Raw genomic sequence first — 16071 nt, forward strand, 5'->3', positions numbered from 1 at the left:
CGTACGTAACACTTTGTGGTTCCAACTATCTATTATACACCGAGAATCAAGGAAGGACAAAACAAAAAAATTGGCATAGGTTTGGTAGCCTATGCCGTCAAGTTCTATTTATTAAAAAAGGGGGTCAATTAGTTAAGTACATTGTATCGCATTTATATTTCATCCGTGTTACAGTGGCGTTAATTTCTTTTTACGGTAAGATTGCTAAATGATGACAATAATTACTTAGCTGCTTCTGTCGGTTCCGGTGCTTCCTTTAAGTTCTCTACATATGCTTGTGCCGCTTGTGCCGCAATAGCTCCATCACCTGTTGCAGTAACGATTTGCCTTAATTCTTTATCACGGATGTCTCCTGCCGCAAACACCCCTGATACCCGTGTTTCCATATTCTCGTTTGTTGGGATATATCCTTCTTCATCTGTAATACCAAGCGATTTAAATGGTTCACTTAATGGCACCATTCCGATATAAATGAATGCACCATCTGTTTTGTGTTCATATTCTTCGCCAGTTTTTTTGTTTTTCAATGTCGCACTTGCTACTTTTCCGTTCTCGCCATTGATTGATTTTACGATCGTATCCCAGACGAAATCAATCTTATCATTTTTGAATGCACGATCCTGAAGTATTTTCTGGGCACGTAATTCGTCACGACGGTGGATAATTGTTACTTTACTTGCAAATCTGGTCAGATAAACACCTTCCTCGACTGCAGAGTCACCACCACCAACAACAATAAGCTCTTTATCTTTAAAGAATGCACCATCACATACTGCACAATAAGAGACACCGCGCCCTCCAAGTTCTTCCTCACCAGGTACGCCGAGTTTTTTATACTGAGCACCTGTGGTGATGATTAATGCACGTGTTTTATATTCTTTTGATCCTGCTATAACTGTTTTGTATTCTTTTCCATCAATGACTTCTTTTATATCCCCGTACGCATACTCTGCACCAAACTTTTTCGCATGGTCGAACATCTTATTCGACAAGTCAGGTCCCAGAATATGATCATAGCCAGGATAGTTTTCTACATCCTCCGTGTTTGCCATTTGTCCACCCGGAATTCCTCGTTCAAGCATTAATGTGTCCAGGTTTGCACGAGATGTATAAACAGCTGCCGTCATCCCTGCAGGACCTGCGCCAGCAATAATTACGTCATATATTCTCTCTTCCGTCATATATCTCATCCTTTCCTATCAGTTGTATAATCATTATCTAACGCCTATCGAAAAAGGTCTAATATTCTGCTCATATATTAGATAAGATTATCGCGTTTCCATGGTCTCGATTGCTTTGCTAATATATGATGTTCTTTGCATCCTTCAGACCAGACTGATTCCGCTTTTTCTTCATTTCCGGTAAAATAATAACAGGTACTGAACCATCTATAATAAGAAGGATGGCCCTTTAACTTCGATTTATGCAATAACTTAAAACGATTTAACGCTTCTTCATATAAGCCAATCTGTGTAAAAGTTGTTGCAAGTCTCAATTTCTGCTGTTCATGAATAGGAAAAATATTTTGGAGCATTGTTAACATATGGTCGAATTTTTCCTGATTATTTGTGTAATAATAGAAAATAGCTAAGTTCATGTAACTGGTCAACGTCTCTGGATGTTCCAGTACATATTTTTCTTCTAACTCAATTGCTTCCGTCCGTTCTCCCGCAAAAAACAATGCGTAATGATATTCATGACGCGCCTGGGAAAATTCCGGAAATAATGTGATCATCTCTTCCAGCAGTGCAATTGCTTCTTGCCACTCTTCTCTCTCCAAATGATAAAACACGGTTTCCTGATAAATAAGTACATCATCTTCCTCTTCAAGAGCCCAGTCATCATCTTCCTCTTCGTCCTCTTCAAAGTCTAAAACGCTTAATAATCCGACAGCTTCTTCAGCAAATTCACCCTCTGGTGCTTTTTCCAAATATAATTCTGCATACTTAACCGCATCTTGTAACAGACCAAGGTGTGCATAGTTATTTGAAATTAAATAATAACAATCAATATATTCATCACCATATTTAGTTAGAACTTTTGTTAATAACTGATTTGCCTTGTAATATGAACCGATTTCAGTATATACAATAGACATCTGACACTGGTATAAAGGATGGTCAGGTTTCTCTGATAAAGCCTTAGCAAACCATTTGAGTGACAACTCGAATTTCTGCTTCTGATATGCTTCTACACCTTTTGTGAAATAGAATTCCCCGTCTGGTATAAAAGGTATTAACTTTTTGTCTGATTGATCTGGTTTTGGCACGCTGTATTTACCCATCCTTTCTTTTTCTAAAAGTGTTATATATATTCGCTTTAACGATAACTTTTAAAAAGATTCGACTTATGCATTATAACACATATATCCATACAAAATTAGTTCTAATACAGCATTGTAGCAATTTTCCTGCTTAAAAGCAATCGTATAACAAACTTTACTGCTGCTCATCACGGCAAATGACTGTTATACCCATACTGATCAAAAGTTACACAATATGTTAAAATATAAGACGGGAGGGATTACAGATGAATATTGCTATAATTGGAGCAGGCGCATTGGGGACATATTTTGGTGCAAGGTGGATGGAAGCTGGCGCCAACGTAACCTTTGTTGTCAGAGAGAAACGTAAAAAACAGATAGAGGAAAATGGTTTATATGTTAGAAGCTTATGTGGGGACACAACAATCAATGACCCTAAAATCACTGCAGATCCATCATCGGTGAAAAACATTGATATTATCGTTCTTGCCGTTAAAGGCTACCATCTGGAAAGTGTTCTGCCAACATTGGAAAAGATGACTGGGGAAAATACATACATTTTACCTATATTAAACGGGCTGGCACATTATGATTTGTTAATCCGCTGCTTTGGAAAGGATAAAGTACTCGGCGGTCTGGCAAATATTATTGCTACACTAAATGAGAAAGGTCATGTCGAACATACAAGTAAATTGCATGAAATCCGTTTTGGTGCACTTGCTTCTTCCCAACAGCAAATCTGCGAACGTTTAGCTGAACTTTCGAATAGAAGCAATATGGATGCCAAACATAGTAAAAAAATAAAAACAGATTTGTGGTATAAATATATGTTTATTACAGCTTTTTCCGGCATTACAGCAGCTGCTGACGTATCAATCGGAAAGGTCAGACAACATCCTGCAACAATGGAAATTGTGAAAGGATTATTACAAGAGATGCACTCAATCGCCCGTGCAGAGGATGATGTGCTAGAAGAAAAACATCTTGAGCGTGCAATCGAAACAATGATGAATTTACATGATAATGCCACTTCATCTATGCATCAGGATTTACGAAAAGGATTGGCAATCGAGCTGGAACATTTGCATGGATATGCATTAGGTCTTGCGGAAATACATGAAATGGATGTTCCTTTTTTAAAAACGATATATGGTATTGTAAAAGCAAAAAGCTGATGATTTTAAGAAATTCATCAGCTCCGTTTTTGCAAAAAGAGATCTTCATTTATTCTTTTTTGCATTTCTTCTTTTGTAAAGATAACTTTCATCGGATTCCCGCCTACAAATGTACCTGCCTCCACATCCTTATGTACAACAGTCCCGGCCGATACGATAGCTCCATCCCCGATGGAAACCCCTGGGAGAATGGTGCTGTTGGCGCCAATCATTACTTCATTACCGATATGAACGGCACCTAAGCGATATTCTTTAATTAAATATTCATGTGCTAATATAGTAGTATTGTAGCCAATTACACTATTTCTGCCAACCTGAATTTTCTCAGGAAACATAATATCCAGCATAACCATTAGTGCAAAAGCCGTCTGTTCACCGACTTCCATCCGCAAAAATGTTCGATACAGCCAGTTTTTTATCTTTAGAAATGGGGTGTATCTGGCCAGCTGAATGACAATGAAATTTTTGACCACTTTCCAGAATGGTACCGTTTTGTACACGTGCCATAATGAATTAGCCCCATTTACTCTATAACGGTCTGTCTTACGCATTATTCTGCTCCAACAATTTTCAGCAGATCACTCATCTGTTCCAACATAAAGTGGGGGTCATGCGCTTCTAAAATCTCACGTCCTTTAATTGTCCACGCAACACCTGCTGTTTGAACACCAGCATTATGGCCTGCCTCGATGTCATGATAATTATCTCCTACCATTAACGTTGTCATCGGGTTAGCATGTAATTTTTCGATTGCTGTTAATATTGGCTCTGGATGCGGCTTTGCATTTTCTACATCATCTAAGCCAATTAACACCTCAAACATATCAGCCATCCCTGTAATTTCAAGTCCAAGTTTTGCTGTATCCGATAATTTTGTTGTAACAATTCCTAACTGGAAGCCAGCATCTTTTAATTTTTTTACCGTTTCGACAACTGTCGGATATGCTTTTACATATTTTTCATGGTTGGCATAATTATGCTCTCTGTATGTTTTCATCATTTCCTCGACACTGTCCGGATTTACTTTCTGCAGGCTGTCTACAAGTGGCGGTCCAATAAAATCAATGATCTCTTCCCTCGTATATGGTCTGTCACCAAACTTTCCGACAGTGTGTGTAAATGATGCAATAATCAGTTCGTTTGTATCAATTAACGTTCCATCTAAATCAAATAATATCGTTTCTATTTTCATTTTTGTATCCTCCAGAATATTTTGGGCCATCTTGGTTTCCAATACATCTTAACATGGAAAAGGGGCTTTTGCTATCAGCGCAAAAGCCTTCACCTTTCTTATTTTTTTACAATCTTCTTTCCTTGATACGTTTTATCTGCTAAGCCTTTTTTTCTTCTGTAAATAATGAGGCTCACAGCTAAAACAACTAAAATGATGGAAAGGATCTGTGCAGTTCTTAACGGACCGACAATATATAAACTGTCTGTTCGCATACCTTCGATAAAGTAGCGTCCAACTGAATAATAAATCACATATGTTAAGAACATTTCTCCACGGTGCAATGGATATTTTCTTAAAATGAGCAGGATAATAAATCCGATAATGTTCCAAACAGACTCGTATAAGAAAGTTGGATGATACATCGTTCCATCAATACACATCTGGTTCATAATAAAATCGGGTAAGTATTGGTGAAAATTATTATATGTAGTTTCCGAGATAGAACCACCGTGAGCTTCCTGGTTCATGAAATTTCCCCAGCGCCCGATTGCCTGTCCCAAAATCAGACTTGGTGCTAAAATATCAGCAATCTGCCAGAAAGATAATTTACGCACTCTTGTGTAAATAACCGCAGTAATAACGGCACCGATTAACGCACCATGGATGGCTATACCACCTTCCCAAACTGCGAATACTTTCCACCATGGTCCCCCTGCATATCTTTCCCACTCAAAAGTTACATAATAAATTCTGGCTGCCAAGATCGAAATAGGAATCGCATAAATAACTAAGTCTACAATATAGTCTTTTTTTACACCTAAACGATCTGCTTCTCTTGTTGCCACCCACAAACCTAAAAATGCGCCTGTTGCAATGATCACACCATACCAGTAGATTGGTAGTGAACCAATCCACAGAAATACGGGGTCAAGTGCGGGTGCTTCACATGCCAAATTCCATCTCCTCCGTTCTCCTGTATAAAATTTCTAATCTAAGTCAAATTCTTCTTCTTCTCGTTCTCCATGCTGGATCATTTTAGATAGTCTTTGAGAAAATTCTTCTGCTGCATTGACACCCATCCGTTTCAAACGGAAATTCATTGCAGCCACTTCAATAATAACAGCTAAGTTACGTCCTGGTCGAACAGGAAGTGTTATCTTCGGTATTTTCACATCAATAACAGGCATTGTCTCTTCCTCGAGACCTAAACGGTCATACTGTTTCTTTTGATCCCATATTTCCAGGTTGATAACAAGAGAGATTCGTTTATGGGAACGTACGGATCCCGCTCCAAACAGTGTCATCACATTAATAATTCCTAATCCTCTAATTTCAAGAAGATGCTCAATTAGTGGTGGAGATGATCCAATCAGCCTATCATAATCTTCCTGTCTAATCTCCACACTGTCATCAGCAACAAGACGGTGTCCTCTCTTCACTAATTCCAGTGCTGTTTCACTCTTACCAACCCCACTTTGCCCTGTAATCAATACACCGATGCCATAAATATCGACAAGTACACCATGAACTGCAGTAAATGGCGCAAATTTTGCTTCAAGGAAATTTGTAATCCTGCTGATGACACGGGTCGTTTTAAATGGTGAACGCATTAGCGGAACACCGGAGTTTTCACATGCTTCCACAAGTTCTTCGGGCACGTCCATATCGCGGGTCACGACGATACCTGGTGTAATATCTGTACACAGTTTATAAGAACGGTCTCTCTTTTCCTCTTTTGTTAATTCTGAGAAATAGGAAAGTTCTGTTTTCCCGAGAAGTTGCAGGCGGTCTTTTGGATAGTATTTAAAATAACCTGTCAATTCTATACCTGGACGAGAAACTTCACTCATAAAGATTTCCCGGTGAACACCTTCATTACCTGCGATCAGCTCAAGTTTAAATCGATTCAGTAAGTCTTGAGTACGAACTTTTGCCATTTTTTTAGCCCCCAGTCGAAAATCAGGATTATTGTCTGTTTTTTGATAATCTTAACAATCATTTCTATTGTAGCACTTTTTTGTGAAATTCGTATAGCTTTCTTTCTGTTTTAAGAGCAAATACAAAAGACTCTGGGACACAAGCATAATATTTATAATAAAATCCGAACGATGACGTGAATTCTGTATATAGTTCATTGCTCGGAACCCTATTTTGCAATTTTAATACACATAATATGGATTATGCTAAATAAAATGATATTATGTTATGTGCTATACTGCCGCTTCGTCCGGCCACTCAGCTTTCACCCAAGGGCAGAAGTGCAACCTCTACTCAAGGGATTACCCCTTGAGGAGTGTTTTCTATGCCGTGGGCACGACTTCAGCTAACTTTGGAAAGAAGATCTTTCCAAAGTTAGCTGAAGCTCGCGCTGTTCCCACATGAGTCTCTGTGGCCGGCCACCGATTTGGTGTTATTCCACAATGGTTGTGACAAAATAACTGTTTGAATCACTCAGTGAAGATTTTTGATAGCCTATTTTGGGTAAACATACGTTAAAATAAAAATTCTCATGAACAATTCAAGTATATAATGTTCAAGAGAATTTTATTATGTTTCTATTATTACAATATCCTATGATAATGCTAGAATAATACTTCAGCGTAGGCCGATTGCGCAGACTCCTGCGGGACAGGACGAGCTGAAGATCCACTTGGTGAAGCGGGTTTCTTCAGCAAGTTAGCTGAAGCCGGCCCCGCGGAAAGCGAAGCAATCGGCCGAAGCGCTATCCTTGCATACTAAAAATATCAAGGTGACTCTATTCAACTTAATGCACATAATCCATATTATTTGTATTAATCTTTTTCTAAGATTATGATCGCTATGTCCCACCCTCATTTACTCTTTTACTATTTTATTAATGAAAAGATTGAGTATGGAGAAAAGTATTGCTGCAATCACGGCTGTTCCAAACCCGTCGATGATAAAACCGTCACCCAACAACGCCTGCGTTAACATTAATGTTATTGCATTTATTACAAGTAAGAATAAACCGAGTGTTATGATGGTAATAGGCAGTGTTAGTACAATTAGTATCGGTTTAACTATTGCATTTAATACAGCGAGAATGATACTTGCTATTAATGCCATCATAAATCCATCTATCGTAATTCCGTCAAACAGATAATCAATCAGCATCAGGGCAAGTGCATTAAGAATAAGGGAGAGTACCCATCTCATTTATTGCACACCCTTTTTTGGGATGATTACAGCTGCAGCAATATACAATATTAACAATGGAAATCCTGCCGTAAAAATAAACACAATAACATATATCAGCCGTAAAAGTGATGGATCAAGATTGAAATTTTCAGCAATCCCGCCAAGTACACCTGCGAGCATTTTATTATTTTCCGATCGGTATAATTTCGTGTTCATTGTTTTCCTCCTTGAAACTTTCTGTTCTAATGCAATGTATGACCCTTGTATTATTACTATTCCACTACACTAATCTTACAAACGGAATTTTTTCATGATGAGGAAAACCTGATATGTTTATTCAAAATTCCAAATATAAAATGATTCTGTTCCCAGCCATGTTTTTGCAGCCAGTTCGACATCATCTGATTCATTTTTAACTTTTGAAAGCATCCCGTCAGCTTGTGATTTATGTGCCATAATGCTTTCGAACTTTTTTCGGAAAACAGCTGAAACATCATTTTGGATTTGCGGATTTCCAAGGATCTCCACATGATCATTGCTAATTGCCTGTGCCCATACAGTTGGTCGTTCTTCCTCAGGAAACATTTCAACTGCACGTATGGCAGCTGCTCCAAATGCATCATGATCCGGGTGAACGGCATAACCTGGATAATGAGTAATGACAAGGGATGGCTTGATCTCTTTCAAGTAAGAATATAAATTTGTGGCAACTTCTTCTCTTGATTCAAACTCTAATGTTTTATCACGGTAACCAAGCATTTTTAATTCCACATCTAATACTTCACATGCTTTTATTAGCTCTTGTTTGCGAATCTCTGGCAATGTTTCTCTTGTCGCAAAGGTAGGATTTCCCATATTCCTTCCCATTTCACCTAAAGTCCCGCACAGATAAGTCACAGGGATTCCTTTTTCTCTAAATGTAGTGATGGTACCTGATGCGCCAAATGCTTCATCATCTGGATGCGGATATATTACTACAACATGTTCACTCATTATTTCTGCCCCCTTTTAATAATGAAATGGTTTTTCGCTTATTTGCAGTGCAACCATTAAACGTCCTTCTCGATCGTGACCTGCCATTAGCAGACTTCCATTTTTATCAACCTCAAACTTATTTACACCCTCTGCATAAATCCAGCCAATAGCCAATTTGAGCCCAACTCTGTATGTAGCACCTGCACCAACTACTTTCCCGCGTTCATATGTTACTTTGGCGTTCCGGATAAATGCCCCGACATTATAGGAATCTTTATTAAAATGACTAGCATATGCCCCATTCGTTGTTTCAAGATGGACATAAACTTCTTTGTTTGAACGATTATCTATTTCTTTTTGCAACAGGTTTATATCGATTGGTTCCACTGTTTCAACCTCCTTAAATATACGTTTAATATTTTATCACAGTATTTATTGATTGGCTTCTATGAGGCTTCATCCTCTGATGAGAATCGATCCAAAATAAAAACTGCCACTAAGGCAGTTTTTATTTGGTTACTTTTTCTCCCATTCTTTCGCGGTCTCGTTCGAGAATTGGTTTTAAATAACGCCCAGTGTGGGATGCTTCGATATTTACAATTTCTTCCGGTGTACCTGTTGCAACGATCGTACCGCCACCATCTCCGCCTTCTGGTCCAAGGTCAACAATGTAATCAGCAGCCTTAATGACATCAAGGTTGTGTTCTATAATGACAACCGTATCGCCATTTTCTACTAACCGCTGGATCACAACTAGTAACCTGGATATGTCATCAACATGAAGTCCTGTTGTCGGCTCATCCAAAATGTATAACGTTTTACCGTTCGAACGGCGATGCAATTCACTGGCTAACTTCACCCTTTGCGCTTCCCCGCCGGACAGTGTTGTCGCAGGCTGACCAAGCCGGACGTAGCCTAGTCCCACATCAAATACTGTTTCAAGCTTTCTTCTTATCTTCGGAATGTTTTCAAAGAATTTCATTGCTTCTTCAATTGTCATATCGAGTACATCCGCAATATATTTTCCTTTATATTTCACTTCTAATGTTTCCCTGTTATATCTTTTTCCATCACAGACTTCGCAAGGAACATAAACATCAGGCAGAAAGTGCATTTCAATTTTAATAATCCCGTCACCGCGGCATGCTTCACAACGGCCGCCTTTTACATTAAAACTGAAGCGTCCTTTTTTATACCCGCGGACTTTTGCTTCATTTGTCTGTGCAAAAACATCCCTGATATCATCAAATACACCCGTATATGTTGCAGGATTGGAACGTGGCGTACGGCCAATCGGAGACTGATCAATGTTAATAACTTTATCCAGATGTTCAATCCCTTTAATCTCCTGATGTTTTCCAGGTTTCTGTTTCGCACGGTGTAACTTCGCTGATAAAGATTTTAACAATATTTCATTGATTAATGTACTTTTTCCTGATCCGGACACACCTGTTATCGCTGTAAAAAGACCGATCGGAATTTTGGCATCTATATTTTTCAGGTTATTCTCTTCCGCTCCAATTATTTCAATAAAACGGTCATCTGCCTGCTGGCGTTCTTTTGGCAGTGAGATGAACTTTGCACCACTTAAATATTGTCCGGTAAGTGATGATTTCTTTTTCATCACCTGATTCGGTGTTCCTTGTGCAACTATCTGTCCACCATGTTCTCCTGCACCTGGCCCTATATCAATTAAGTAATCTGCTGCAAGCATTGTATCTTCATCATGCTCGACAACAATTAGCGTATTTCCTAAATCACGCATCCGTTCCAATGTTTGTATCAACCGGTCGTTATCCCTCTGATGCAGACCAATAGATGGCTCATCAAGAACATAAAGTACTCCTGTTAATGCTGAACCGATCTGTGTAGCTAAACGGATCCGCTGTGCCTCTCCACCTGATAATGAGCCTGCGGCCCTTGATAAGGTTAGATAATCCAAACCGACATTTGTTAAAAATGTCAAGCGGTCATCCAGTTCCCGTATAATCATGGCAGATATCTGCTGCTCTTTATCAGACAGATGCAGTGTTGTAAAAAACTGATGAGCTTCTGTTACTGACATTGCTGTTACTTCACCGATATGATGCTGATTAACTTTAACAGCTAATGCTTCCGGGTTTAGCCTGTACCCATCACATGTTGGACAGTCTTTATTTGCCATATACTTTTCCATTTGTTCTCTGATAAAGTCTGAAGAAGTTTCCTTATACCGCCGTGCAATATTGTTTAATACACCTTCAAAGTAAATATGATTCTCTCTTGTCATACCATAATCATTTTCATAACGGAAGTAAATTTTTTCTCTCCCGCTGCCGTTTAAAATCTTATTTAACTGACCTTTTGGCAGCTTACTGACTGGAACGTCCATGTCAATACCGAAATGATCACAAACACTTTTCAGCAGTTGGGGATAGTACTGTGAGCTTGTTGGTTCCCAGGCTGCGATCGCTCCTTCATTCAATGACAAATCCGGATTCGGAATGACAAGGTCTACGTCCACCTCTAACTGGGAACCTAAACCGTCACATGTTGGACAAGCTCCAAAAGGGCTATTGAAGGAGAACATCCTCGGTTCTAATTCACTAATGGAAAAACCGCAAATTGGACAGGAATGTTTTTCGCTAAAAAGCAGCTCCTCTTGTCCAATTACGTCAACAATTACCTTTCCGTCCCCTAAACGTAATGCTGATTCAAGGGAATCCGATAATCGTGAAGAGATACCTTCTTTTACAACAATCCGGTCAATCACAACTTCTATCGAATGCTTTTTATTTTTATCCAGCTGAATATCATCACTGATCTCCCGCATTTCCCCATCAACACGCAAACGGACATACCCTTCTTTCTGTAAATCTTCCAATACTTTTACATGAGTACCTTTTCTCCCAGAAACAACGGGCGATAAAATCTGCATTTTCGTCCGCTCTTCATATTCCAGAACCCGGTCAACCATTTGTTCCACTGTCTGTGAAGTGATTTCCACTCCATGTATCGGACAGACAGGGTGTCCGACCCGGGCAAACAGTAAACGCATATAATCATAAATTTCTGTCACCGTACCAACGGTTGAACGCGGATTTCTGCTGGTTGTTTTCTGATCAATCGATATGGCAGGAGATAAACCTTCAATCGAATCAACATCGGGCTTATCCATTTGACCTAAAAATTGACGAGCATATGCTGATAATGATTCAACATAACGTCTTTGTCCTTCAGCGTAAATTGTATCAAAAGCCAGAGATGATTTCCCCGATCCTGATAACCCTGTTAATACAACCAATTTATCTTTTGGAATATCAATCGATATATTTTTTAAATTATGTGCACGAGCACCCTTAATCGAAATGGTTTTCTTTGCCATAAATTGATCACCCTTCTGCTTTCAGTTCTAAAACTAAATCACGAAGCTCTGCAGCACGCTCGAAATTCAATTCCTTTGCCGCCTGCTTCATTTCCTGTTCCATTTGTTCGATTAACTTGTCTTTTTCTTTCTTTGTCATGTCTTTTAATTTTGGTGTTTCTTCTCCATATGCTGCTTCTGTTTCTGCTGCCATTGTTGCTCTGATGACATCTCTTACTTCCTTCTTAATTGTCATTGGTGTGATGCCGTGTTCTTTGTTATAGGCTTCCTGTTTTTCTCGACGGCGGTAAGTCTCATCAATCGCTTTCCGCATCGAATCAGTTACTTTATCTGCATACATAATAACTTTTCCATTCTCATTTCGTGCTGCACGTCCCATTGTCTGGATAAGGGAACGCTCGGACCTTAGGAAACCTTCTTTATCTGCATCAAGTATGGCAACTAAAGAAACTTCAGGAATATCCAGCCCTTCCCTCAACAGGTTAATCCCGATAAGTACATCATATTTACCAACCCTTAAATCACGAATAATCTCAATTCGCTCAAGTGTCTTAATTTCTGAATGTAAATATGCCACTTTCATTCCAATCTCTTTTAAATAATCGGTAAGGTCTTCTGACATTTTTTTAGTCAGTGTTGTTACCAATACTCGCTCATTGTTAGTAATTCGCAGATTAATTTCTCCAATCAGGTCATCTATTTGCCCTTCAATTGGTCTTACTTCCACTTCTGGATCCAGCAATCCTGTCGGGCGGATAATCTGCTCTGTCATTTTTGGTGTATGCTCCAGCTCATATGGTCCTGGTGTTGCTGAAACAAAAATTAGCTGATTCGCTTTTTTCTCAAATTCATCAAATGTTAAAGGGCGGTTATCCAATGCAGACGGAAGTCGGAAGCCGTGATCAACCAATACTTGTTTTCTTGCCTGGTCACCATTATACATACCACGAATCTGCGGTAACGTAACATGTGACTCATCGATAACAATTAATGAATTATCAGGAAAATAATCAAGCAGTGTATACGGAGTTGATCCCGCTTCTCTCAGCGACAGATGTCTTGAGTAGTTTTCAATCCCCGAACAAAAGCCCATTTCCGCCATCATTTCCAAGTCATAATTCGTCCGCTGCTCTATCCGCTGTGCTTCCAGCAATTTATCTTCTTCACGGAATTTTGCCAGCTGTTCCTTTAATTCCTGTTTGATGTTTTCCATTGCGACTTTTAATTTAGCTTCACCTGTTACGAAGTGTGATGCAGGGAAAATCGCGATATGTTCTCTGTCACCGAGGATTTCACCAGTAAGTGCATCCACTTCCCGAATCCGGTCAATTTCATCACCGAAAAATTCGACACGCACACAATGTTCTTCACGGGAGGCAGGGATAATTTCGACAGAATCACCGCGCACACGAAAAGTACCGCGCTGAAAATCAATATCATTTCTGGCATATTGAACATTGACCAGTTCCCGTAATAGTTCATCCCGTTCTTTTTCCATTCCAACACGCAATGAGAGCACCTGGCTTCCGTACTCTTCCGGTGAACCTAACCCGTATATACAGGAAACACTCGCAACAATTAATACATCATTTCTTTCAAATAATGCCGATGTTGCTGAGTGTCTTAATTTATCTATTTCATCATTTATGCTCGCATCTTTCTCAATAAAGGTATCTGTTGATGGCACATACGCTTCAGGCTGGTAGTAATCATAATAACTGACAAAATACTCCACAGCATTATCTGGAAAAAACTCTTTAAACTCACTATACAATTGACCTGCTAATGTTTTATTATGCGCAATTACTAATGTAGGCCGGTTAATTTCTGTCACCACATTTGAAATAGTAAACGTCTTACCCGTACCGGTAGCACCCAGAAGTGTCTGATAACGCTTCTGCTGATTTACCCCTTCCACAAGCTCTTTAATCGCTTTGGGCTGGTCACCTTGCGGTTGATATGGTGCCTTTAACGAAAAAGTATTTTGTTCCATCATCTTACCTCCGTTTCTCAATATTTCCATTATACATGAATCATTTTAAAAAAGCGAACAAATATTCGTTTAAATTAGTTATTATACATTATCATTATAACCAAACATTGTAAACTGTTAAAATAATAATGTTAGACTTTTAACGATTGAGGTATTCCTGACGTTTAGCCCTCTTATAAAGCTCCTTATAAAGCTCTTAATACTATATCCTTTTGAGCACATAAAAAAACAAGCGGAAGTGCGCCGCTTGTTTTACTCGGTTGATTGATCATATTGATTCACTTCAAACAAATCAATCAGTTCAATATCTGAATGTTTATCAATAAACCATCTTAATGCAAAATCGTTTTTGAACAGAACAAGAAACTCATCATCGCGATCTTTCACGAGTAGATTCCGTTCATCGAATATTCCCGGATTGACCTGTTCTTTTTTCAGCCAGCGTGGAATGCGGTCACCTATCGACTCCAGCATTACTTCCACATTATATTCATTCTTCATACGGTGCTGGAAAACTTCATACTGCAATTGTCCGACAGCTCCAATAATGTAAGAATCAGTCGGATATCCACGAAACAGCTGGATGGCACCTTCCTGTACAAGCTGTTCAATCCCTTTCCGAAACTGTTTTGCTTTCATTACATTCTTCGCTGAAACTCGCTGGAATAGTTCCGGCGGGAATGACGGCAATTCATTGTATTCAAAGGATTTTTTCCCATCAAGCAGTGTATCGCCAATACGATACGAGCCCGGATCATAGATTCCAATAATATCACCAGGGTATGCTTCTTCAACCGTATCACGGGATGAGGCAACAAATTGCTGGGTTTGTCCTAACCTGATCGTTTTTCCTGTCCTGGCAAGCTGGACATTCATCCCGCGTTCAAAGCGACCTGAACAGACACGTAAAAAGGCGATACGGTCACGGTGCTGCGGATTCATGTTTGCCTGAATTTTAAAAATAAATCCAGAGAAATCCGGGTAATCCGGATGAATCACTTCTTCTTTTGTTCTTCTTGGACCAGGAGCTGGTGCCAATTTTACAAACGTGTCAAAAAATACTTCCACACCAAATGGTGCAAGTGCACTTCCGAAGAATACAGGCGTCTGTTCTCCAGCAAGTACCCGATCCAGTGAGAACTGATCGCCGGCTTCATTTAATAACTCCAATTCTTCTAACGTTTCCTGATACGTTGGATTATCTGAAATCGCCTTATTTTCAGGCAGGTCCATCTTTTCCAAATCTATATATGTTTCTTCTTCATTTCCGTTGAATTGGATAAACTGATTATGGTATCTGTCCAGAATCCCCAGGAATCTTTTCCCCATCCCTACAGGCCAGTTCATTGGATATGTTTCAATATTCAGGACTTCTTCAATCTGGTCCATTAAATCTAACGGTTCCCGGCTTTCACGGTCGAGTTTATTGATAAATGTGAATATCGGAATACCGCGCATTTTACAAACTTTGAACAATTTTATCGTTTGTGCCTCGATCCCTTTTGTTGCATCTATAATCATTACAACACTATCCACTGCAGTTAAGGTACGATACGTATCTTCACTGAAATCTTCGTGTCCCGGTGTATCCAGAATATTGACTTTGAATCCTTCATATTCAAAGTTCATTACACTCGAAGTTACGGAAATCCCGCGTTGTTTTTCGATTTCCATCCAGTCAGATGTTGCAAATTTTCCAGATTTCTTTCCTTTAACTGTCCCTGCTGACCGAATTAAATTCCCTTGCAATAACAATTTTTCTGTCATCGTTGTTTTCCCCGCATCCGGGTGGGAGATGATCGCAAATGTTTTCCTTTTCTGTACCTCTTCTTGTAAACCCATTCGATTCCCTACTTTCCATAGCAGTCGTTCTTACTATTGTACACTATTATGACTTTGATAAAATAGCAGTTTCTTTACAAAATGTCAATCTGGATGGAAAGATTGCACCTTTCTGTTATAATATAA

Annotated in this window: 14 protein-coding genes; 1 reads left to right on the forward strand and 13 read right to left on the reverse strand. The window is 39.2% G+C overall.

Going from position 1 to position 16071, the window contains the following annotated elements; all coding sequences use genetic code 11:
* Positions 1-221: 221 nt before the first annotated feature.
* The gene (gene trxB / locus BMW36_RS11070) at positions 222-1181 is read right to left on the reverse strand and encodes a thioredoxin-disulfide reductase (RefSeq protein ID WP_089741062.1); all 960 of its coding nucleotides are present in this window, start codon (positions 1179-1181) and stop codon (positions 222-224) included.
* Positions 1182-1258: 77 nt separating this feature from the next.
* The gene (locus tag BMW36_RS11075) at positions 1259-2269 is read right to left on the reverse strand and encodes a tetratricopeptide repeat protein (protein ID WP_245711656.1); all 1011 of its coding nucleotides are present in this window, start codon (positions 2267-2269) and stop codon (positions 1259-1261) included.
* Positions 2270-2529: 260 nt separating this feature from the next.
* Here BMW36_RS11075 and BMW36_RS11080 point away from each other — a divergent pair, with 260 nt between their 5' ends.
* Entirely contained in the window at positions 2530-3438 is a 909-nt protein-coding gene (locus tag BMW36_RS11080) for a ketopantoate reductase family protein (RefSeq protein WP_089741066.1), read from the forward strand.
* Positions 3439-3455: 17 nt separating this feature from the next.
* Here BMW36_RS11080 and BMW36_RS11085 read toward each other — a convergent pair whose 3' ends face one another.
* The 11 genes from BMW36_RS11085 to BMW36_RS11135 form a co-directional block, all read right to left on the reverse strand.
* Complete coding sequence (locus tag BMW36_RS11085) at positions 3456-3989, reverse strand: acyltransferase (protein WP_089741068.1); 534 nt, start codon at positions 3987-3989, stop codon at positions 3456-3458.
* On the reverse strand, positions 3989-4630 hold the full coding sequence (gene ppaX / locus BMW36_RS11090; protein WP_089741070.1) for a pyrophosphatase PpaX: 642 nt from the start codon (positions 4628-4630) through the stop codon (positions 3989-3991). The genes BMW36_RS11085 and ppaX overlap by 1 nt, the downstream gene beginning before the upstream one ends.
* Before the next feature lie 98 nt (positions 4631-4728).
* Positions 4729-5565 (reverse strand): prolipoprotein diacylglyceryl transferase, encoded by an 837-nt coding sequence (gene lgt / locus BMW36_RS11095; RefSeq protein ID WP_089741073.1) that lies wholly within the window; start codon positions 5563-5565, stop codon positions 4729-4731.
* Between the two features lie 33 nt (positions 5566-5598).
* Complete coding sequence (gene hprK, locus BMW36_RS11100; RefSeq protein ID WP_089741075.1) at positions 5599-6549, reverse strand: HPr(Ser) kinase/phosphatase; 951 nt, start codon at positions 6547-6549, stop codon at positions 5599-5601.
* 898 nt (positions 6550-7447) lie between these two features.
* Positions 7448-7789: a phage holin family protein gene (locus BMW36_RS11105; RefSeq protein WP_089741077.1), complete on the reverse strand. Its 342-nt coding sequence runs from the start codon at positions 7787-7789 to the stop codon at positions 7448-7450.
* Positions 7790-7987, reverse strand: coding sequence for a PspC domain-containing protein (locus BMW36_RS11110; protein WP_089741079.1), 198 nt, complete (start codon positions 7985-7987; stop codon positions 7790-7792). It abuts the gene before it with no gap.
* Positions 7988-8104: 117 nt separating this feature from the next.
* Entirely contained in the window at positions 8105-8764 is a 660-nt protein-coding gene (bshB2, locus tag BMW36_RS11115; protein WP_089741081.1) for a bacillithiol biosynthesis deacetylase BshB2, read from the reverse strand.
* Between the two features lie 15 nt (positions 8765-8779).
* Positions 8780-9133 (reverse strand): YojF family protein, encoded by a 354-nt coding sequence (locus tag BMW36_RS11120; protein ID WP_089741083.1) that lies wholly within the window; start codon positions 9131-9133, stop codon positions 8780-8782.
* A gap of 121 nt (positions 9134-9254) precedes the next feature.
* Positions 9255-12110 (reverse strand): excinuclease ABC subunit UvrA, encoded by a 2856-nt coding sequence (gene uvrA, locus BMW36_RS11125; RefSeq protein WP_089741085.1) that lies wholly within the window; start codon positions 12108-12110, stop codon positions 9255-9257.
* A gap of 7 nt (positions 12111-12117) precedes the next feature.
* Positions 12118-14103: an excinuclease ABC subunit UvrB gene (uvrB, locus tag BMW36_RS11130; protein WP_089741087.1), complete on the reverse strand. Its 1986-nt coding sequence runs from the start codon at positions 14101-14103 to the stop codon at positions 12118-12120.
* Positions 14104-14355: 252 nt separating this feature from the next.
* Positions 14356-15945, reverse strand: a complete 1590-nt coding sequence (locus BMW36_RS11135; RefSeq protein WP_089741088.1) for a peptide chain release factor 3 — start codon at positions 15943-15945, stop codon at positions 14356-14358.
* Positions 15946-16071 lie beyond the last annotated feature (126 nt).

It is taken from the genome of Gracilibacillus ureilyticus (assembly GCF_900111195.1).
Taxonomy (GTDB): domain Bacteria; phylum Bacillota; class Bacilli; order Bacillales; family Amphibacillaceae; genus Gracilibacillus; species Gracilibacillus ureilyticus.